The sequence below is a fragment of the Streptomyces sp. NPDC029956 genome, assembly GCF_055574655.1.
On sequence record NZ_JBVHZJ010000018.1, the window covers coordinates 53,269 to 71,221 of the forward strand.

A 17,953-nucleotide genomic window follows, 5' to 3' on the forward strand; every position below is an offset into this window, starting at 1 on the left:
TCTGCTAGCTCCCTCGGTATACGGAGTAGCCGAACGGGTTGAGCAGCAGCGGTACGTGATAGTGCTCGCCCGGCGTGACGGCGAACGTGATCGCCACCTCCGGGAAGAACGCACCGCTGTCCCTTACGCGGGGGGCGTCCTGCTGCGCCTCGGCTTGCTTCTTGGAGAAGTACGACTCGACCTCGAAGTCGAGGCGTACGTGGGTGGTGCCCTCCGGCAGCGCCGGCAGGTCCTTGCAGCGCCCGTCCGCGTCGGTGGCGGAGCCGCCGAGCGCGACCCACTCCGCGTCGAAGCCGCTGCGGGCCGCGAGCGTGATGGCGACGCCCTCGGCGGGGCGGCCGATGCTGGTGTCCAGGATGTGGGTGGACACCGAGGCCGTGGTGTCGGTGCTCATGCGGAGCTCTCTTCCTCGGAGGTCTCTACGAGACGGGTCAGCCGGATGCGGTTGATCTTGCCCAGTTCGGTGCGGACGATCTCCCGCTCCTCCTCGGGCGAGTTGCCGATCCGCTGCCGGAGCGCGTCGCGCATCTGCTCGCCGGTCCGGCCGGTGGCGCAGATGAGGAAGACGTGTCCGAACGTGTCCTGGTAGGCCAGGTTGAGTTCGAGCATCTCGGCCTTGAGCTCCGCGGAGGCGCCGGCCATCCCGCTCTGTTCGCGGGAGGAGGTCGGGTCCCCGGCCTTCGGACGACCGATCGGCGGGTGCCCCGCCATCGCCTCGGCCAGGTCCTCGGCGGTCAGCTCGGCCATGGCGGCGTCGCTGGCGAGGAAGAGAGCTTCGGCGGTGGTGTACGGGCGCTGGGCGAGGATGTCGCTCCCCCACGCCGAACTGGAACACACCTCGTGGAGCGCGGCGAGGGCCTCGCTGTCCGCGGAGGTGTTGAACCGGGTGAGGCCCGGTGTCGTACCTGAAGTCACGGGAAGCCTCCGTGGCTGTTTTTCGCTGTGCGTCGGACGGGCTGCGGATAGCTAACGCCCTCCGCAACACAACGTCAACACTTTGTTGAAAACTCGGCCACACAAAAGCCGTCGTCCCGACATCCGGACGACGGCTTGTGGCCACACATGATCAACTAGTCGCCCTTGGCGGCCTTTTCCCTGCTCAGGGCGGTCTCCCTGTTCAGGTAGTTGTACACGGTGAAGCGGCTGACACCGAGTGCACCCGCCACTGTTTCCACTCCATGGCGTACCGCGAAGGCCCCCCGCGCCTCCAGGAGGCGGACGACCTCCTGCTTGGCCTTCCGGTCCAGTTCGGCCAGCGGCATCCCGTGCCGTCGCTCCATCGCGACGAGGATGTGGTCGAGGGATTCGGACAGCTGCGGCAGCCGTACGGCGAGCACGTCCTCCCCCTCCCAGGACAGGACGACGTCGTCGGCCTCCGCCTGGGCGGGCACGAGCAGCTCGGCGCCCATGGCGTCGACCAGCGGCTTCACCGCGGTGATCAGAGGGTGCTCGTTCACTTCTCGCCCTCCCCGAGCACATTGACCTGGAGCGAGACACGGGTGGCCCCGGCCGCGAGCGACTTGCGCAGCAGCGCGTCGACCGCGGTGAGCACCTCGTCGGCACCGCCTTCCGCCGTGTTGCCGAAGGGGCCGACGTCGACCGCGTCCAGCTGGGCCGACTGGATGACCTCACGGGCCACGACCGCGTGCGCCGGCGCCTCGTCGAGGTCGAACGGCTCGGTCGTGAACTCCACTCTCAAACGCACCATGGCCCCACGCTACGGCCCCGCTCCCGTCCACGGGAGCCCCGGACCTGCGGGGACCTCTTGACAAGCAGCTCCCCCGCCTTGCAACATTCCGTCAGACAGAAACTTACTTCCGCGATACGGAAGGAGCGCCGCCCCTCATGGGATACACGGACCAGCGCTTCGATGTGAACCTGTCGATCCTCTTCACGGAACTCCCGCTCCTGGAGCGCCCCGCGGCCGCCGCCGCGGCGGGCTTCACCGCGGTCGAGCTGTGGTGGCCCTGGATCGACACCGCCACCCCCGAGCAGAGCGAGCTCGACGCCCTCAAGAAGGCTCTTGAGGACGCCGGCACCCAGCTGGTGGGCCTGAACTTCTACGCCGGACAGCTCCCCGGCCCCGACCGCGGAGCCCTCTCCGTACCCGGGGACGAGTCGGACCGCTTCCGCGCCAACATCGAGGTGGCCGCCGACTTCGCCGCCTCGGTCGGCTGCAAGGCGCTCAACGCGCTCTACGGCAACCGCGTCGAGGGCGTCGACCCGCAGATCCAGGACACCCTCGCCCTGGAGAACCTGGTCCTGGCCGCCCGCGCGGCCGACCGGATCGGCGCGATCCTCCTCGTCGAGACCCTCAACAAGCCGGAGTCGCCGCTCTACCCGCTGGTGAGCGCCCCCTCCGCGATCGAGGTCATCGACAAGGTGAACCAGGCGACCGGGCTCGGCAACGCCAAGTTCCTCCTCGACATCTACCACCTGTCGATGAACGGCGAGGACGTCGGCCAGGTCATCGCGGAGTACGCGGCCAAGACCGGCCACGTCCAGATCGCGGACAACCCGGGCCGTGGCGCGCCGGGCACCGGCGACCTGCCGCTCGAGCAGCTCCTCGACGAGCTGAAGAAGGCCGGTTACGACGGCTGGATCGGCCTGGAGTACAAGGCCGCCGACGCCGCCGCGTCCTTCGAGTGGCTGCCCGCAGAGGCCCGCCCGGCTCGCTGATCCGCCGACCGGCGCCCCCTCCCCCGTACCACCATGTTTTGAGAGGCACCCTCACCATGAGCACTCTTCCCAAGATCGCTTGGATCGGCCTCGGCATCATGGGCTCCCCCATGTCCGAGAACCTGATCAAGGCCGGCTACTCCGTCACCGGCTTCACCCTGGAGCAGGACAAGCTGGACCGCCTCACCGCGGCCGGTGGCACCTCCGCCGCGTCGATCGCCGAGGCCGTCGCGGACGCCGACGTCATCATCACGATGGTGCCCGCCTCCCCGCAGGTCGAGGCCATCTCCTACGGCCCGGCCGGCATCCTGGAGAACGCCAGGCAGGGCGCGCTGATCGTCGACATGTCGTCGATCACCCCGCAGACCTCGGTCGACCTGGCGAAGAACGCCAAGGAGAAGGGCATCCGCGTCATCGACGCGCCCGTCTCCGGCGGCGAGGCCGGCGCCATCGAGGCCGTCCTCTCGATCATGGTGGGTGGCGAGAAGGCCGACTTCGACGAGGCCCTCCCGATCCTCGAGGCCCTCGGCAAGACCATCGTCCTGTGCGGCCCGCACGGCTCCGGCCAGACGGTGAAGGCCGCCAACCAGCTGATCGTCGCGGTCAACATCCAGGCCTGCGCCGAGGCCGTGGTCTTCCTGGAGAAGTCCGGCGTGGACCTCGTGGCCGCCCTCGACGTCCTCAACGGCGGTCTGGCCGGCTCGACCGTGCTGACCCGCAAGAAGGACAACTTCCTGAACCGGGACTTCAAGCCCGGCTTCCGGATCGACCTGCACCACAAGGACATGGGCATCGTCACCGACGCCGCCCGCAACGTCGGTGCGGCCCTCCCGGTCGGCGCGGTCGTCGCCCAGCTCGTGGCCTCGCTGCGCGCCCAGGGTGACGGCGGCCTGGACCACTCGGCCCTGCTGCGCGCCGTCGAGCGCCTCTCCGGCCAGCAGGTCTGATCCCGCGCCCTCGTGAGCGGGGGCCCCAGATTTCCGGTCGGTGGCGGCGCTGACAACTGTCCTGTCGCGCCCAGGCGCCGCCGCCGACCGGAACACCACACTTCCTTTTCAACAAACTGTTGACGTCACGTTCGAGCCGAATCTACGCTCCTCGCACCGTCAGCAGAGCTCCCGTACGGAAGGTCACGATGTCGAAGCGCGTGCTTACGACCGAGTCCGGCGCCCCCGTCGCCGACAACCAGAACTCCGCCACCGCCGGCGTCGGTGGCCCTCTCCTCCTCCAGGACCAGCACCTGCTGGAGAAGCTCGCGCGCTTCAACCGTGAGCGGATCCCGGAGCGCGTGGTCCACGCCCGCGGCTCCGGCGCGTACGGCTACTTCGAGGTGACCGACGACGTCACCGGCTTCACCAAGGCGAACTTCCTCGGCGAGGTCGGGAGGAAGACCGAGACGTTCATCCGCTTCTCCACCGTGGCGGACTCGCTCGGTGGCGCGGACGCCGTCCGCGACCCGCGCGGCTTCGCGCTGAAGTTCTACACCGAAGAGGGCAACTACGACCTCGTCGGCAACAACACCCCGGTGTTCTTCATCAAGGACCCGATCAAGTTCCCCGACTTCATCCACTCCCAGAAGCGCGACCCCTTCACGGGCAAGCAGGAGGCGGACAACGTCTGGGACTTCTGGGCCCACGCCCCCGAGGCCACCCACCAGATCACCTGGCTCATGGGCGACCGCGGCATCCCGGCCTCGTACCGTCACATGAACGGCTACGGCTCGCACACCTACCAGTGGACCAACGAGGCGGGCGAGGCCTTCTTCGTCAAGTACCACTTCAAGACGAACCAGGGCATCCGCAGCCTCTCCGCCGACCAGGCCGCCGAGCTCGTCGGCAAGGACGCGAACTCGCACCAGACCGACCTGCTGCAGGCCATCGAGCGCGGTGTGAAACCCTCGTGGACCCTGTACGTCCAGGTGATGCCGGCCGCCGAGGCCGTGGACTACCGCTTCAACCCCTTCGACCTCACGAAGGTGTGGCCGCACAGCGACTACCCGCTGCAGCGCGTGGGCCGGCTGGTCCTCGACCGCAACCCGGACAACGTCTTCGCCGAGGTCGAGCAGGCCGCGTTCTCCCCGAACAACTTCGTCCCGGGCATCGGCCCCTCGCCGGACAAGATGCTCCAGGGCCGCCTCTTCGCCTACGCGGACGCCCACCGCTACCGTCTCGGTGTCAACCACACCCAGCTCGCGGTGAACGCCCCCAAGGCGACCGTCGCGGAGAACTACGGCCGCGACGGCGCCATGGCCACCCGCCAGGGCTCGCGTCACGACAAGAACTACGAGCCCAACTCGTACCAGGGCCCGGCCCAGACCGACGCGGCGCTCTCCGCCCCGCTCGCGATCCACGGCTGGACCGGCACCCACGAGGCTCCGCAGCACACCAAGGACGACGACTTCTTCCAGGCCGGTGAGCTCTACCGCCTGATGTCCGAGGACGAGAAGAAGCGTCTGGTCGCCAACATCGCCGGCGGTCTGTCCCAGGTGTCCCGCGAGGACGTCATCGAGAAGAACCTCGCGCACTTCGCCGCCGCCGACGCGGACTACGGCAAGCGCGTGGCCGAGGCCGTCAACGCCCTGCGCGAGGACTGACCGACCAGCAACACCCAGACTGCGTACGACACCTGACGGGAGGTCAGTGTCGTACGTGGTCCGGATCGCCGACCCGGATGAGGGGTGGCCGGTGATCCGGACAAGCGTGAGGACCGCGGCGGCGCCGAGCCAGTGCGGTGGTAAGGGCGCCGATCCCCCTTCTTGACCTGAAAGAAGGGGAGCACCGGCCGCCCGTCGGCACCGCCGCGGTCCCAACGCCCCCTCCCCAGGGAACCCGGGGGAACCCCGAGACTCCGCCCGGCGGCGCGAACGTCCTGTCGCGCCAGCCTCGTGCCGTCGGACGGGTACAAGCCGGAGAGCGCGGAACCAGGTTTACGGTCCCTGGTTCCGCGCTCTTCTCCGTTCCCGCGGGCATGCGCCAGCGCATCGTTTCTGCGGTGAAGATCCGCACCCGCTCGGGCGAGTGCACCGCGATTCGGGCCCACCGTGCCCCGCCGTCGGCGCTATCCACTCGTACATGATCAAGAACCTGTTGCGCGGGCTCACCCCGCTCGCCCTCATCCTGTCCCCGCTCGCCGTCACCTCCCCCGCCCTCTCCGCGAACGTCGTGATGCTGCCCGACGCGCTCGCCGAACTCACCGAGGCGGCCGAGGACCCGGACGGCTTCACGACGGGCGCGTTCCCGCACTGGAACGCCGGCCTCGACGCGACGGACGGCTGCGACACCCGCTCCGAGGTCCTGCTCTCCGAGGCCGTCGACTCGCCCACGACCGGCACCGGCTGCACCCTGACCGGGGGCCGCTGGACCTCGTACTACGACGGCCGGAGCGTCACCGACCCGGCCGCGCTCCGCGTCGACCACCTCGTCCCGCTGAACGAGGCCTGGGAGTCGGGGGCCTCCGGCTGGACGGCGTCCCGGCGCGAGCGGTTCGCGAACGACCAGGGCGCCACCGCGACCCTCGTCGCCGTCACCGCCCGCAGCCACCAGGACAAGGCGGGACGGGACCCGGCCGACTGGGTGCCCTCCGACGCCGCCCAGTACTGCCGTTACGTCGGCGAGTGGGTGTCCACCAAGCTGCGCTGGGGCCTGTCGGCCGACAAGGACGAGGTGGAGGCGCTCAAGCTGTTTGCCGACGGCCCTTGCGAGGAGACGGTCGTGATCCGCTCGGCGACGCCGCAGTAGGCCCCTGCGTCCTCCTCTCCGCCCGTGCCAGCGCGTACGTCACCGTGAGCGAGGCGAGGGCGAGGAGCACCATCCCGGTGCGCGGCGACGTGTGCTGGGCGAGGGTGCCGGCGAGCGTCGCGCTGACCCCCTGGAGCGCGAGCATCCCCGAGGTGTGAAGGCCGAGGGCGTGGCCGCTCAGCTCCTCCGGCACCAGGGCCATCAGCCGCTCCTGGTGCAGGAGGCTCGCCGCGTACCCGCTCGCCGAGACCGTCACCGCGAGGAGCGCCGACGGCAGTGCCGGGTCGAGGACGAACACCAGGAACGGGGCCGCGAGCAGCGCCTGGAGCGGGAAGCGGATCCGCCCGCGCAGCCGGGCCGGCAGGAAGCGGCCGACGACGGAGTCCCCGGCCAGCATCCCGAGCGCGGCACAGGCGAAGAGGAGCCCGGCGTGCTCGGGGTCGTACGGCACGAAGAGCGACTCGCAACCCACGATCAGCCCGTTGGGGATCCAGAGGGCCAGGTAGGTGCGGCGGCGCGCGGGCGAGGACAGCAGACGCCGGTTGGTGCGCCAGGTCTCGCCGACCGAGGCCCGGCCGACGATGCGGGGCGGCCGGCCCGCGAGGCCGAGGCGGGCGAGAAGCGCGGCGGCGAGGTAGAGACATGCGCCGACGAGGACCGTGCCCCGCGGCGAGAACAGGGCGATCAGGAGGCCGCCGGCCGCGAAGCCGCCGATCTGGCAGACGCCGACGGCCATGTTGGTCACCGAGCGGCCGAGAAGGTGGTCCTCGCGGGCGAGGATCTCGTTCAGGAGGCCGTAGCGCACTCCGCCGCCGAGCGAGGCGGCGAGCCCCTCGGCGAGCAGGATCACGAAGACCGCCCAGGTCGGCAGCCCCTGAACCGCGAGGACGGCGGTGCCCAGGGCGAAGAACAGCGCGATACCGGAGATCGCGGCGCGCGGCGGCAGCCGGTCGGCGGCCGAGAGCAGGGTGGTCGCGCCGATCAGCTGGGCGAGCGAGGGTCCGAAGAGGGCGAGCGAGGAGAGGAGCGGGGAGCCGGTCGCGCGGTACACGAGGGTGGCGAGGCCGAGCCCGACGACCGTCTGCGCGGCGGTGTGGACGGCACCCGTGAGGAAGAGCGGAGTGAACTCGGGGGTACGGAAGAGGTCGCGGTAGCGGGGCATGCGGGGAGTCTCTGGCGCGGGCGACGGCCTCGGTACTGTTTCGCGCACGGGCGAAACGACGGGGGCGTACGGGAATGGGCTGGTGGCAGATCGGTACGGACTCCCTCGCCGGGAGCAGATTCGTCGTCTCCCCGCTCGCCGAGACGATCGCGGCCCTCAAGACCCTGCACGCGGCGGCCGGCGGCCACGGGTCCGGCGCCCATCCGGGCGAGCGCGCCTGGCTGGCCACCCACCTGCCCGCGTACCGGGCGCGCCTCGCCGCCGAGCCGCTCGACGCGCTGCTCGTACGGGCGGCCATCGGCCCCACCTGGAACGCCGACTTCCTGACGCCGACGCCGACGGGCGACCGCGAGCGGTCCTTCGACGAGGAGGTCACGGCGGTCCGAGAGGCCGAACCCGGCGATGCGGTGGCCCAGTTGGAGGTCGCGGTCGGCGGTGCCGTACCGGAGCCGCTGCGGTCTGCGGCGGACCTGCCGGGGCGCATGGCGGAGGTCCTGGAGTGGGTGTGGCGGGAGACGGTACTGCCCGACTGGCCGCGCCGCCGCCGGATCCTGGAGGCCGATGTGGTGGCGCGGACGGCCCGGTTGGCCCGGGACGGCTGGGCGGCGGCGCTCGACGAGCTGAATCCGGGGAGGACGCGCTGGCTGGGCGACGGGCGCCTGCAGGTCAACCCCCGTGCCCATCCCCCGCGTTCGGTCGACGGCGGCCGGCTGCTGTTCGTCCCGGTGACCCCCGGCACGGGCTGGGTCTCCTGGGCGGCCACGGAACGGTTCGCGGTGGTCTACCCGTGCGCGGGCGCCCTGGCGGACCGGTCGGGCCCCGTTGCGCCCCGGGCGCTCGGGGCGTTGCTCGGCCCGGCGCGTGCCGGCGTCCTCGTACGGCTCGAATCTCCCATGTCCACCAGCCAGTTGGTGGCGCTCACCGGGCAGGGGCTCGGGTCGGTGGGGCGGCATCTGAAGGTGCTGCTCGACGCCGGACTCGTACGGCGGGGACGGGCGGGCCGTTCGGTGCTGTACGAGTGGACGGAGGCGGGCGCGGTACTGGTGGCGGCACAGGGAGACCCCCGCCCCGGTGCTCCTCGGGGCGGGGGTCGGTCCCTCTGACGAGGGGGACGATCAGACCTTGAGGGCCTTGATCGCGGTCGGCGCGTGGCCGGGCTCGGTCGCGAGCTCCTCGAACTCGGTGACGTCGCTCATGTCGACCGTCTTGCTCATCGCGATGTTGGTGATGCGCTCCAGGATGGCCTCGACGACGACCGGGACCTGGTGCTCGACGGCCAGCTTCTTGGCCTCCTCCAGCGCCTCGCCCAGCTTGTCCGGGTCGGTGACGCGGATCGCCTTGACGCCCAGGCCCTCGGCGACCTTGACGTGGTCGACGCCGTAGACGCCGATCTCCGGGGTGTTGATGTTCTCGAACTCGAGGTTGACCTCGAAGTTGATGCCCAGATTGCCCTGCGCCTGGCGGATCAGACCGAGGTAGGCGTTGTTCACGAGGACGTGGACGTAGGGGACCTTGTGCTGGGCGGCGACCGCCAGCTCCTCGATCATGAACTGGAAGTCGTAGTCGCCGGAGAGGGCGACGACCGGGGTCTCCGGGTCCGCGGTGGCGGCACCGATCGCGGCCGGGATGGTCCAGCCGAGCGGGCCGGCCTGGCCGCAGTTGATCCAGTGGCGCGGCTTGTAGACGTGCAGGAACTGCGCCGCCGCGATCTGGGAGAGGCCGATGGTGGTGACGTAGCGCGTCTCCGGGCCGAAGGCCTTGTTCATCTCCTCGTAGACGCGCTGGGGCTTGATCGGGATGTTGTCGAAGTTCGTGCGGCGCTGGAGGGTGGCCTTGCGCTCCTGCGCGGAGGCGGCCCAGGCGGAGAAGTCGGGCAGCTTGCCCTCGGCCTTCAGCTCCTCGGCGATCTCGATGAAGAGCTCGAGCGCGGCCTTGGCGTCGGAGGCGATGCCGTAGTCCGGGGCGAAGATCTTGCCGATCTGGGTCGGCTCGATGTCGACGTGGACGAACTTCCGGCCCTTGGTGTAGGCGTCCATGTTGTAACCGGTGTGGCGGTTGGCCCAGCGGTTGCCGATGCCGAGGACGAAGTCCGACTCCAGGAAGGTCGCGTTGCCGTAGCGGTGCGCGGTCTGGACGCCGACCATGCCGGCGGCGAGCGCGTGGTCGTCCGGGATGGTGCCCCAGCCCATGAGGGTGGAGATGACCGGGACGTTGATCAGCTCGGCGAACTCGACGAGGAGGTCGGTGGCGTCGGCATTGATGATGCCGCCGCCGGCGACGAGCAGCGGGCGCTCGGACTCCAGGAGGAAGCTCAGCGCCTTCGCGGCCTGGGCACGCGTGGCCTGCGGCTTGTAGACCGGCAGCGGCTCGTAGGTCTCCGGGTCGAACTCGATCTCGGTCAGCTGGACGTCGATCGGCAGGTCGATGAGGACCGGGCCGGGACGGCCGGAGCGCATGAGGTGGAAGGCCTGCTGGAAGACGCCCGGGACCTGCGCGGCCTCCAGGACGGTCGTCGCGGCCTTGGTGACCGGCTTGGCGATCGAGGCGATGTCGACGGCCTGGAAGTCCTCCTTGTGGAGCTTCGAGACCGGGGCCTGGCCGGTGATGCACAGGATCGGGATCGAGTCGGCGATCGCCGAGTACAGGCCGGTGATCATGTCGGTGCCGGCCGGGCCGGAGGTACCGATGCAGACACCGATGTTGCCGGCCTTGGCACGGGTGTAGCCCTCGGCCATGTGGGACGCGCCCTCGACGTGGCGGGCCAGCGTGTGGCCGATGCCGCCGACGTTCTTGAGCTCGCGGTAGAAGGGGTTGATCGCCGCGCCGGGCACGCCGAACGCGGTGGTGACGCCTTCGCGCTTGAGGATCTCAACGGCCGCTGCGGCGGCGGTCATACGAGGCATGGGAGTGCTCCTGCTTCGGCCGGGCGGATCCAAGCCCACCGGTCGGCTCGGGAGCCCGGAGCGGCTTGTTTCCGTAATGCGGAAATACTGTTCTGCTATACGGAAGCAATGTAGGTCGGGCCCCGGAGGGCCGTCAAGAGAAGTCCGACCGGCGGGATCACGGAAGTGGCCGAACACCTCCCCCCGAGGTGTCCGATGGGTGGACGATGGGACGGAACGACAGGGGGTTGGTTGTGGGCGAGTCGGTACCTGTGCGCTGTCCGGAATGCCTGCGCACTCAGGCGTACGCGGCACCCGTCTTCCCCTGCGCGTGCGGAAGCCCGGTGGCGCCGCCCGTGGCGGCGGGCGCCACGGCGGAACCCATCACCCACCGGAACTGGTCGGACGAGTGGGTCACCGTCCGCTGCGGGGCCTGCGGCCGTGAGGACGACTGGCCGCACCCCGAGATGGGTTGCACGTGCGGAACGGTCCTGCGGGTACCGGTACGGGCCGTGGAGTCGGGGGCGCCGACGGCGGACGGGACCGCGGAGCACTTCGGAGGGATCTCCGGACCGTGGCCGGAAGCGGGAACCGACCGATCGGGCCCGGACACGGGCACGGGCACGGGCGGGGGCACGGGCGGGGACATCGGCTCGGGTGCGGGAACGGGTAGGGGTACGGGTACGGGTAGGGGTACGGGTACGGGTACGGGCGCTGCCGGGCCGGGAGCGCCGGGCGGCGGCCGGTCCTCGACCGCACCGCCCTCGCCCCCGTCCGGCCCGTCCGAGCTCTCCCGCCTCTCCGGCCCGTCCGAGGTCTCCGGCCTCCCCGGCCCGTTCGATCCCTCTGAAGCACCGGGTACGCCCGGTACCCCTGGTACGCACGGCCCCTCCGGTCCGACGGGCCCGTTCGCCGCGGGCGGGCCGCACCCGCCCCGGGCGGACGCCTCCCCCGGTACGGCGCACCCGCAGCCGGTCGAACCCGGCTCGGCGTGGTTCGGCACGGGGCCCGGCGCCGCGGGTACCGGCCCGGACGGCCCCGGAGCCATACCCGGTCCCGGTCCCGACGCCCCCGGGGCCGTGCCCGGGCCCGCCGTCCACCGTCGCCCCGCGAACCCGCCCCGTCCGAACCCGCCCCGTCCGGGCGCGCCCCGCACCTTCGCCGAGCGCTACCCCACCCACATACCCCTGCCGCCGACCGCCCCGCGGCCGGCTCCGGTGCGCGGGGACTTCCGGCCGCTGACGATCCGGACCGCTCGGGACGCGGTCGCCGCGGCCGCCGGGTATCTGCGCTGGCTGGGGTTCCGGGACGTGGTCCAGCCTGAGGAGCGGCCCGCGTCCGGGGTGGACCTGCGGGCGCCGGGGCTCGTCGCGCAGGTCGACCCGAGCACCCGGCCGACCGGGCTCCGGGCCGTCGAGTGCCTCTGGCTGAACGGACTGAGCGCCTCCTCCGTGAGCGTGTTCTTCTCGCTCGCCGGCTACACCCCGGAGGCCCGTTCACGGGCCGTCGAGGTCGGTCTTCCGCTGTTCGTGCTCGATCTGACCGGCACCCCGCAGCCGGTGAACAGCGCCGCGGACGACCTGGCCTCGGGCGCCGCCTGAGGGCGGCGGCCGGTCGCCGGCGCCTGAACGGCGGCGCCCACAACACCTCGGCATCCGAAACCGGCCATTCACGCGTGACGATCACGCTCCCCCGGGCACAACAACCTCGGGGGGTGGGCGTCATGCCGACGGGGATGTGGTGGTTCATAGGAGCGGCCTGCGGGCAACTGCTGCTCGTCGTCGCGTTGTTGCGAACCCGCAGCAAGGAAAGCGAGGCGCCGCGTCCGGACGACGTGCCGCCGCCGCAGGCCCTGGCTCTGCTGCGGGGCGGGCGGCGGGCGGCCGTCACCGTGGCGCTGGTGGCACTGCACCAGCGCGGAGCGGTCGCGGCGGGCCGCAAACATACGATTCGGGCCAACGGCGGGCCCGGCCGCACCCGGGACCCCGTCCAGCTGGGGGTGCACGGGGCGCTCCACCGGGCGTTCGCGTTGCGCGATCTCGCGCTGCGCCCCGAGGCGCGGCGGGCGGTGGACGCGCTGCGCCGCGAACTGCGCGGGGCGGGGCTGCTGCAGTCGCCGGCGCGGTTGTGGGCGGCAAGGGCGCTGCTCGGCTGCGTACCGCTGACGGTGGCGGTGGGGGCGTACGCGACGGGGGCGACCGGCACCGGTCTGGCCGGGGCGCTGGCGGCCGGCGCCCTGCCGGTCCTGCTCGCGGCGCTGGTGCTGCTGCGGCTGCCGTCGGCGACCCTGGCGGCGCGGCGGCTTCTCGCCGGGCTGCGGGAGCGGTACCCGCTGCCGGCGCATCGGCGCGAGGTGACGGACGGCCGGCTGGTCCAGCTGTACGTGGCGCTGTACGGCGATCCGGCGCTCGCCCTGTTCCTGCCCCACTTCTCCCGGGACGGCGGGCTGCTCGACCGCCCCGGCGAGGTGGACGGGAACCGGCCGCCGCAGGATCGGGGTCCGGTTCCGGGCGACGGCGCGGGGTGAGGCCGCGCCATACTGTCGTATGCGCATCAGAGCGGCCGCTCCGGCCGAACTCCCGCTGCTCCAGGACATCGAACGGGCGGCGGGCGAGCCGTTCCGCACCCTCGGCATGGCGGCGATCGCCGACGACGACCCCCTGCCCCTGGACGTCCTGGAGTCCTATCGGCGCGCGGGCCGGGCGTGGGTGGCGGTGGACGCCGCCGACCACCCGGTCGCGTATCTGCTGACCGACACGGTCGACGGCTCCGCCCACATCGAGCAGGTGTCGGTGCATCCGGACGCGGCCCGCCGGGGCGTCGGCCGGGCGCTGATCGAGCATCTGGCGGCGACCGCGGGGGAAGAGGGCCTGGCGGCGCTGACCCTGACGACGTTCGCCGAAGTGCCCTGGAACGCGCCGTACTACGCGCGGCTCGGCTTCCGTCCGCTCACCGACACCGACCCGGCGCTCACGGAGGGCCTGCGCGCCATCAGCCGCGCGGAGGCGGCCCACGGCCTCTCGGTCTGGCCCCGGGTGTGCATGCGCCGGGAGGTGCTCCACGACCCGGCGGACCGGGGCGCCCCGGAGGCCCGGGAGGCCCGGCAGGGGGGCTAGGTCCTGTCGGAACGGGTTCCCGAGCCTGCCGCCCGGGAACCCGATGTTCCCGGGAACTCGATGCCGCCGGGTTCCCGGGAACCCTCGCTCGGGGGCTCCCGGCTCCCCGCGGCCCCTCACTCAGGAGGCGGACGGCTCCCCGAGGTCCCGGGAGGTGCCGCCCGGCTCCCCGTACCGCTGTCGCAGTTCCACCTTCCGTACCTTTCCGCTCACCGTCATGGGGAACTCGGTGAGGATCTCCACCCGGCGCGGGATCTTGTAGTGGGCGAGCCGGTCGCGGCAGAAGGCGGTGACGTCCTCCAGGGTGGGCGGGTCGGCCGGGTCGCGGGGGATCACGCAGGCGAGGATCTCCTCGCCGTAGCGCTCGTCGGGCACGCCCACGACCTGGACGTCGGCGATCTTCGCGTACCCGTAGAGGAACTCCTCGATCTCGCGCGGGTACACGTTCTCGCCGCCCCGGATGATCATGTCCTTGATGCGGCCGACGATCTGGACGTAGCCGTCGTCGCGGATCACCGCCAGGTCGCCGGTGTGCATCCAGCGGCCGGAGTCGATCGCCTCCGCGGTCTTCTCCGGCTCGTCCCAGTACCCGAGCATCACGCTGTAGCCACGGGTGCACAGCTCGCCCGCGGTGCCACGTTCGACGGTGAGGCCGGTCGCCGGGTCGACGACCTTCACCTCGACGTGCGGCATGACCCGGCCGACCGTGCCCGTGCGGCGCTCCAGGTCGTCGTCGCGGCGGGTCTGGGTGGAGACCGGTGAGGTCTCGGTCATGCCGTAACAGATCGACACCTCCGCCATGTTCATCTCGGCGACGACCCGCTTCATCACCTCCACCGGGCACGGCGAGCCGGCCATGATGCCGGTGCGCAGGCTCGACAGGTCGTAGCCGGCGAAGTCGGGGAGGTTCAGCTCGGCGATGAACATCGTGGGCACCCCGTAGAGCGAGGTGCAGCGCTCCTCCTGCACGGCCCGGAGGGTGGCGGCCGGATCGAAGGAGGGCGCGGGGATCACCATGCAGGCACCGTGCGATGTGGCGGCCAGGTTCCCCATGACCATGCCGAAGCAGTGGTAGAAGGGCACCGGGATGCAGATGCGGTCCTGCTCGGTGTAGGCGATCATCTCGCCCACGGAATAGCCGTTGTTGAGGATGTTGTGGTGGGAGAGCGTGGCCCCCTTGGGGAAGCCCGTGGTCCCCGAGGTGTACTGGATGTTCACGGGCTCGTCGCAGGAGAGCGGCTCGGGGCGCAGCCCTCCCGGCGTACGGGCGAGGAACGCGTCCCAGCCCGGGTCGCCGAAGTAGACCGCCTCGCGCAACTCCGGGCAGTCGGAACGCACTTGCTCGACCATCGCCCGGTAGTCGCTGGTCTTGTGCGCGAGCGAGGCGAACAGGAGGGTGATCCCGGCCTGGTTGAGGACGTACGCCAACTCGTGCGGCCGGTAGGCGGGGTTGATGTTGACCATGACCGCGCCGATGCGGGCGGTGGCGTACTGCACGAGGACCCACTCGGCGCAGTTGACCGCCCAGATGCCGACCCGGTCGCCCTTCCGCACCCCGCTGCCGAGCAGGGACCCGGCCAACCGGTCGACGTCGGCGCCGAACTGCTCGTACGTCCAGCGGCGTCCGGTGGGCACGTCGACGAGTGCCTCCCGGTCCGGCCAGGCGGCGACGGCCCGGTCCAGGTTGGCGCCGATGGTGTCGCCGAGCAGCGGGGTCTCCGACACCCCGTGGGCGTAGGAGAGTTCGGTGGGCGCCATGGTTCCGGAGGTGGTCACGCGAGGTCCCCTTCCACGAATTCCCTGCCGCCGCCCTCTGCGGTCAGCCGGCGCAGTTCCACCCGGCGGATCTTGCCGGAGACGGTCTTGGGCAGCTCGGCGAACTCGATGCGCCGGACCCGCTTGTACGGGGCGAGGACCGCGCGCGAGTGGGCGAAGAGGGCCTTCGCGGTCTCCGCGTCGGGCTCCCAGCCGGCCGCGAGGACCACGTACGCCTTGGGGACGGCGAGCCGCAGCGGGTCCGGGGCGGGGACGACGGCGGCCTCGGCGACGGCCTCGTGCTCCAGGAGCGCGCTCTCCAGCTCGAAGGGGCTGATCTTGTAGTCGGAGGCCTTGAAGACGTCGTCGGCCCGTCCGATGTAGGTGATGTACCCCTCGGCGTCCCTGGAACCGATGTCGCCGGTGCGGTAGTAGCCGCCGGCCATCGCCTCCGCCGTACGCTCCGGGTCACCGTGGTAGCCGGTCATCAGGCCCACCGGGTTGGCGGACAGGTCGAGACAGATCTCGCCCTCGTCCACGTCCGCCCGTCCGCTCGCCGGGTCGACGAGGGTGACCCGGAAGCCGGGGCTCGGGCGCCCCATGGAGCCCTCCTTGAGCCGTTGGCCGGGGCTGTTGGAGACCTGGACGGCGGTCTCGGTCTGACCGAAGCCGTCCCGGATGGTGACGCCCCAGGCGCGCCGCACGGACTCGATGACCTCGGGGTTCAGTGGTTCGCCGGCGGCGACGACCTCGCGCGGCGGGGTCTTCAACTGGCCGAGGTCTGCCTGGATCAGCATCCGCCACACGGTCGGCGGGGCGCAGAAGCTGGTGACGCCGTTGCGCTCCATCTCGTTCATCAGCCGGGCCGGGTCGAAGCGCGTGTAGTTGTGGATGAAGACGGTCGCCTCGGCGTTCCACGGGGCGAAGAGGTTGGACCAGGCGTGCTTGGCCCAGCCGGGCGAGGAGATGTTGAGGTGCACGTCGCCGGGCCTGAGGCCGATCCAGTACATCGTCGAGAGGTGCCCGACGGGGTACGAGGTGTGGGTGTGCTCGACCAGCTTGGGGCGGGCGGTGGTGCCGGAGGTGAAGTACAGCATGAGGGTGTCGTCGGCGAGGGTGACGCCCTCGGGCTCGAACGCCGCGGACTCGCGGGCGGCGTGCTCGTACCCCAGCCAGCTCACGCCGTCCCCGCCGACCGCGATCCGGGTGTAGTCCCCCGGGACGTCGTCGAACTTGGCGGTGTCCTCGGCGCGCACGATCACATGCCGGGCGCGGCCCCGGTCGACGCGGTCGCGGAGGTCGGCGGGGCCGAGGAGCGGGGTGGCGGGGATGACGACGGCGCGCAGCTTCATGGCGGCGAGCACGGTCTCCCACAGCTCGGCCTGGTTGCCCAGCATCACGATGATCCGGTCGCCGGCGCGGACGCCCTGGACACGCAGCCAGTTCGCGACGCGGTTGGAGCGCGCGGACATCCCGGCGAAGGACACCTTCGTCTCGGAGCCGTCCTCCTCGACGAGGTGGAGGGCGGTCCGGGCGTTGCCCTCGGCGATGACGTCGAACCAGTCGAGCGCCCAGTTGAACCGGTCGGACCGGGGCCAGACGAATCCCTCGTAGGCCGTCTCGTAGTCCTCGCGGTGCTGGAGCAGGAAGTCCCGGGCGGCCCGGAAGCCCTCCGTCGCACCGGTCGCGCGCTGTGCCGTCATTCGTCCTCCTCGTTGCGGGACCCGTCCCGGACATCGTGTAATCAGTGACCCAGGTCTCACTACCCCCGTTCGGGGGTGAAGGGGTGGTCCCGTGTCCGAGCAGAGGGAAACGGCCGAGCTGCGCGCGGCGCTGCTGCGACTGCGCCGGGGCAGCGGACTGCCCGTGGTCTTCGGCGGGCTGCTCCAAGACGGGCGGGCGATGCGGATCGGCGAGACCTGCGGGGCGGTGACACCGGCGCTGCACGGCCTGACGATCTCGACCGGTTCGGGGCTCGGCGGCAAGTGCCTGGCCCTGTCGCGGCCGTGCGCGGTGACGGACTACCCCTCGGCCCGGCACATCACCCACGAGTACGACGGCCCGGTCGCGGCGGAGGGGCTGCGCTCGGTGATCGCGGTGCCCGTCGTCGTACGCCGCAAGGTACGCGGTGTCCTGTACGGGGCTCTGCGCGACGCCCTGCCGATCGGCGAGCGGGTCTTCGACGCGGCGGTCGCGGCGGCCCGGGACGTGGAGCAGGCGCTGGCCGTACGGGACGAGATCGGCCGCGTCGACACTCCGCCGGCCTCGGGGCCGTCCTGGGAGGAGGTCCGGCAGGCGTACGGGGAGCTGCGCGAACTGGCGCCGAGGGTCCCGGACCCGGAGCTGCGGGAACGCCTGCTCGCGGTCTGCGGCCGTCTGGAGACGGCCTCGGGGGCGCCCCGCGACCTGCCGGGGGTGGTGCTGACCCCCCGGGAGACGGACGTGCTCGCGGCGGTGGCCTCGGGCGCGACGAACGCGACGGCGGCGACCCGCCTCGGCCTGCGCCCGGAGACGGTCAAGGGCTATCTGCGCTCGGCGATGCGCAAACTGGGCGCGCACACCCGCCTGGAGGCGGTGGTGGCGGCCCGGAGGGCGGGGGCGCTGCCGTAGGGCGGGGTGCCA

General features: G+C 71.7%; 18 protein-coding genes. 9 read left to right on the plus strand and 9 right to left on the minus strand.

Annotation, left to right across the window (positions count from 1 at the left end):
• Window positions 1-4 precede the first annotated feature (4 nt).
• The 4 genes from uraH to ACZ4XX_RS16990 all read right to left on the minus strand — a co-directional run bounded on the left by uraH (window position 5) and on the right by ACZ4XX_RS16990 (window position 1,705).
• The gene (uraH, locus tag ACZ4XX_RS16975) at window positions 5-394 is read right to left on the minus strand and encodes a hydroxyisourate hydrolase (RefSeq protein ID WP_468508682.1); all 390 of its coding nucleotides are present in this window, start codon (window positions 392-394) and stop codon (window positions 5-7) included.
• On the minus strand, window positions 391-915 hold the full coding sequence (gene uraD / locus ACZ4XX_RS16980; protein ID WP_468508683.1) for a 2-oxo-4-hydroxy-4-carboxy-5-ureidoimidazoline decarboxylase: 525 nt from the start codon (window positions 913-915) through the stop codon (window positions 391-393). The genes uraH and uraD overlap by 4 nt, the downstream gene beginning before the upstream one ends.
• A 155-nt stretch (window positions 916-1,070) precedes the next feature.
• Entirely contained in the window at window positions 1,071-1,409 is a 339-nt protein-coding gene (locus ACZ4XX_RS16985) for a helix-turn-helix domain-containing protein (protein WP_468508747.1), read from the minus strand.
• 44 nt (window positions 1,410-1,453) lie between these two features.
• Window positions 1,454-1,705 carry a thiamine-binding protein gene (locus tag ACZ4XX_RS16990; protein WP_229314891.1) on the minus strand — a complete coding sequence of 84 codons (252 nt, stop codon included), beginning with the start codon at window positions 1,703-1,705 and terminating at the stop codon, window positions 1,454-1,456.
• Window positions 1,706-1,845: 140 nt separating this feature from the next.
• Here ACZ4XX_RS16990 and ACZ4XX_RS16995 point away from each other — a divergent pair, with 140 nt between their 5' ends.
• From ACZ4XX_RS16995 to ACZ4XX_RS17010, 4 genes are all read left to right on the plus strand, one after another.
• Window positions 1,846-2,679: a TIM barrel protein gene (locus ACZ4XX_RS16995; RefSeq protein WP_468508684.1), complete on the plus strand. Its 834-nt coding sequence runs from the start codon at window positions 1,846-1,848 to the stop codon at window positions 2,677-2,679.
• Window positions 2,680-2,735: 56 nt separating this feature from the next.
• Window positions 2,736-3,626, plus strand: a complete 891-nt coding sequence (locus ACZ4XX_RS17000) for a 2-hydroxy-3-oxopropionate reductase (protein WP_468508685.1) — start codon at window positions 2,736-2,738, stop codon at window positions 3,624-3,626.
• Window positions 3,627-3,814: 188 nt separating this feature from the next.
• Window positions 3,815-5,272: a catalase gene (locus tag ACZ4XX_RS17005; protein WP_468508686.1), complete on the plus strand. Its 1,458-nt coding sequence runs from the start codon at window positions 3,815-3,817 to the stop codon at window positions 5,270-5,272.
• A 478-nt stretch (window positions 5,273-5,750) separates the two neighbouring features.
• Complete coding sequence (locus ACZ4XX_RS17010) at window positions 5,751-6,416, plus strand: GmrSD restriction endonuclease domain-containing protein (RefSeq protein WP_468508687.1); 666 nt, start codon at window positions 5,751-5,753, stop codon at window positions 6,414-6,416.
• Here ACZ4XX_RS17010 and ACZ4XX_RS17015 read toward each other — a convergent pair.
• Window positions 6,352-7,578: an MFS transporter gene (locus ACZ4XX_RS17015; RefSeq protein ID WP_468508688.1), complete on the minus strand. Its 1,227-nt coding sequence runs from the start codon at window positions 7,576-7,578 to the stop codon at window positions 6,352-6,354. The genes ACZ4XX_RS17010 and ACZ4XX_RS17015 overlap by 65 nt on opposite strands.
• A 74-nt stretch (window positions 7,579-7,652) precedes the next feature.
• Between ACZ4XX_RS17015 and ACZ4XX_RS17020 the strand changes: the two genes are divergently transcribed.
• Window positions 7,653-8,681 carry an ArsR/SmtB family transcription factor gene (locus ACZ4XX_RS17020; RefSeq protein ID WP_468508689.1) on the plus strand — a complete coding sequence of 343 codons (1,029 nt, stop codon included), beginning with the start codon at window positions 7,653-7,655 and terminating at the stop codon, window positions 8,679-8,681.
• Window positions 8,682-8,693: 12 nt separating this feature from the next.
• On the opposite strand, the gene gcl is transcribed toward ACZ4XX_RS17020, so the two are convergent.
• Window positions 8,694-10,481 (minus strand): glyoxylate carboligase, encoded by a 1,788-nt coding sequence (gcl, locus tag ACZ4XX_RS17025; RefSeq protein ID WP_468508690.1) that lies wholly within the window; start codon window positions 10,479-10,481, stop codon window positions 8,694-8,696.
• Between the two features lie 277 nt (window positions 10,482-10,758).
• Complete coding sequence (locus tag ACZ4XX_RS17030) at window positions 10,759-10,938, minus strand: hypothetical protein (RefSeq protein WP_468508691.1); 180 nt, start codon at window positions 10,936-10,938, stop codon at window positions 10,759-10,761.
• 601 nt (window positions 10,939-11,539) lie between these two features.
• Between ACZ4XX_RS17030 and ACZ4XX_RS17035 the strand changes: the two genes are divergently transcribed.
• From ACZ4XX_RS17035 to ACZ4XX_RS17045, 3 genes are all read left to right on the plus strand, one after another.
• Window positions 11,540-12,061: a hypothetical protein gene (locus ACZ4XX_RS17035; protein ID WP_468508692.1), complete on the plus strand. Its 522-nt coding sequence runs from the start codon at window positions 11,540-11,542 to the stop codon at window positions 12,059-12,061.
• Between the two features lie 122 nt (window positions 12,062-12,183).
• Window positions 12,184-12,987, plus strand: a complete 804-nt coding sequence (locus ACZ4XX_RS17040; protein ID WP_468508693.1) for a TIGR04222 domain-containing membrane protein — start codon at window positions 12,184-12,186, stop codon at window positions 12,985-12,987.
• Between the two features lie 19 nt (window positions 12,988-13,006).
• Window positions 13,007-13,576, plus strand: a complete 570-nt coding sequence (locus tag ACZ4XX_RS17045; RefSeq protein ID WP_468508694.1) for a GNAT family N-acetyltransferase — start codon at window positions 13,007-13,009, stop codon at window positions 13,574-13,576.
• A gap of 120 nt (window positions 13,577-13,696) precedes the next feature.
• Here the strand turns inward: ACZ4XX_RS17045 and ACZ4XX_RS17050 are convergent, their stop codons facing one another.
• Both ACZ4XX_RS17050 and ACZ4XX_RS17055 read right to left on the minus strand, forming a co-directional pair.
• Window positions 13,697-15,334, minus strand: coding sequence for an AMP-binding protein (locus ACZ4XX_RS17050; RefSeq protein ID WP_468508748.1), 1,638 nt, complete (start codon window positions 15,332-15,334; stop codon window positions 13,697-13,699).
• 14 nt (window positions 15,335-15,348) lie between these two features.
• The gene (locus ACZ4XX_RS17055) at window positions 15,349-17,034 is read right to left on the minus strand and encodes an AMP-binding protein (protein WP_468508695.1); all 1,686 of its coding nucleotides are present in this window, start codon (window positions 17,032-17,034) and stop codon (window positions 15,349-15,351) included.
• 91 nt (window positions 17,035-17,125) lie between these two features.
• On the opposite strand from ACZ4XX_RS17055, the gene ACZ4XX_RS17060 reads away from it, so the two are divergent.
• Window positions 17,126-17,941, plus strand: a complete 816-nt coding sequence (locus tag ACZ4XX_RS17060; protein WP_468508696.1) for a helix-turn-helix transcriptional regulator — start codon at window positions 17,126-17,128, stop codon at window positions 17,939-17,941.
• Window positions 17,942-17,953: the final 12 nt, after the last annotated feature.

What these genes read in the sequence shown, in the direction of transcription:
- ACZ4XX_RS17005 (WP_468508686.1), top strand. Translation starts at nt 3,815, where the DNA reads ATGTCGAAGCGCGTGCTTACGACCGAGTCCGGCGCCCCCGTCGCCGAC.
- ACZ4XX_RS17010 (WP_468508687.1), top strand. Translation starts at nt 5,751, where the DNA reads ATGATCAAGAACCTGTTGCGCGGGCTCACCCCGCTCGCCCTCATCCTG.
- uraH (WP_468508682.1), bottom strand. Translation starts at nt 394, where the DNA reads ATGAGCACCGACACCACGGCCTCGGTGTCCACCCACATCCTGGACACC.
- ACZ4XX_RS17015 (WP_468508688.1), bottom strand. Translation starts at nt 7,578, where the DNA reads ATGCCCCGCTACCGCGACCTCTTCCGTACCCCCGAGTTCACTCCGCTC.
- ACZ4XX_RS17000 (WP_468508685.1), top strand. Translation starts at nt 2,736, where the DNA reads ATGAGCACTCTTCCCAAGATCGCTTGGATCGGCCTCGGCATCATGGGC.
- ACZ4XX_RS17045 (WP_468508694.1), top strand. Translation starts at nt 13,007, where the DNA reads ATGCGCATCAGAGCGGCCGCTCCGGCCGAACTCCCGCTGCTCCAGGAC.
- gcl (WP_468508690.1), bottom strand. Translation starts at nt 10,481, where the DNA reads ATGCCTCGTATGACCGCCGCCGCAGCGGCCGTTGAGATCCTCAAGCGC.
- ACZ4XX_RS17055 (WP_468508695.1), bottom strand. Translation starts at nt 17,034, where the DNA reads ATGACGGCACAGCGCGCGACCGGTGCGACGGAGGGCTTCCGGGCCGCC.
- ACZ4XX_RS17020 (WP_468508689.1), top strand. Translation starts at nt 7,653, where the DNA reads ATGGGCTGGTGGCAGATCGGTACGGACTCCCTCGCCGGGAGCAGATTC.
- ACZ4XX_RS16995 (WP_468508684.1), top strand. Translation starts at nt 1,846, where the DNA reads ATGGGATACACGGACCAGCGCTTCGATGTGAACCTGTCGATCCTCTTC.
- ACZ4XX_RS17040 (WP_468508693.1), top strand. Translation starts at nt 12,184, where the DNA reads ATGCCGACGGGGATGTGGTGGTTCATAGGAGCGGCCTGCGGGCAACTG.
- ACZ4XX_RS17050 (WP_468508748.1), bottom strand. Translation starts at nt 15,334, where the DNA reads ATGGCGCCCACCGAACTCTCCTACGCCCACGGGGTGTCGGAGACCCCG.
- ACZ4XX_RS16985 (WP_468508747.1), bottom strand. Translation starts at nt 1,409, where the DNA reads ATGGGCGCCGAGCTGCTCGTGCCCGCCCAGGCGGAGGCCGACGACGTC.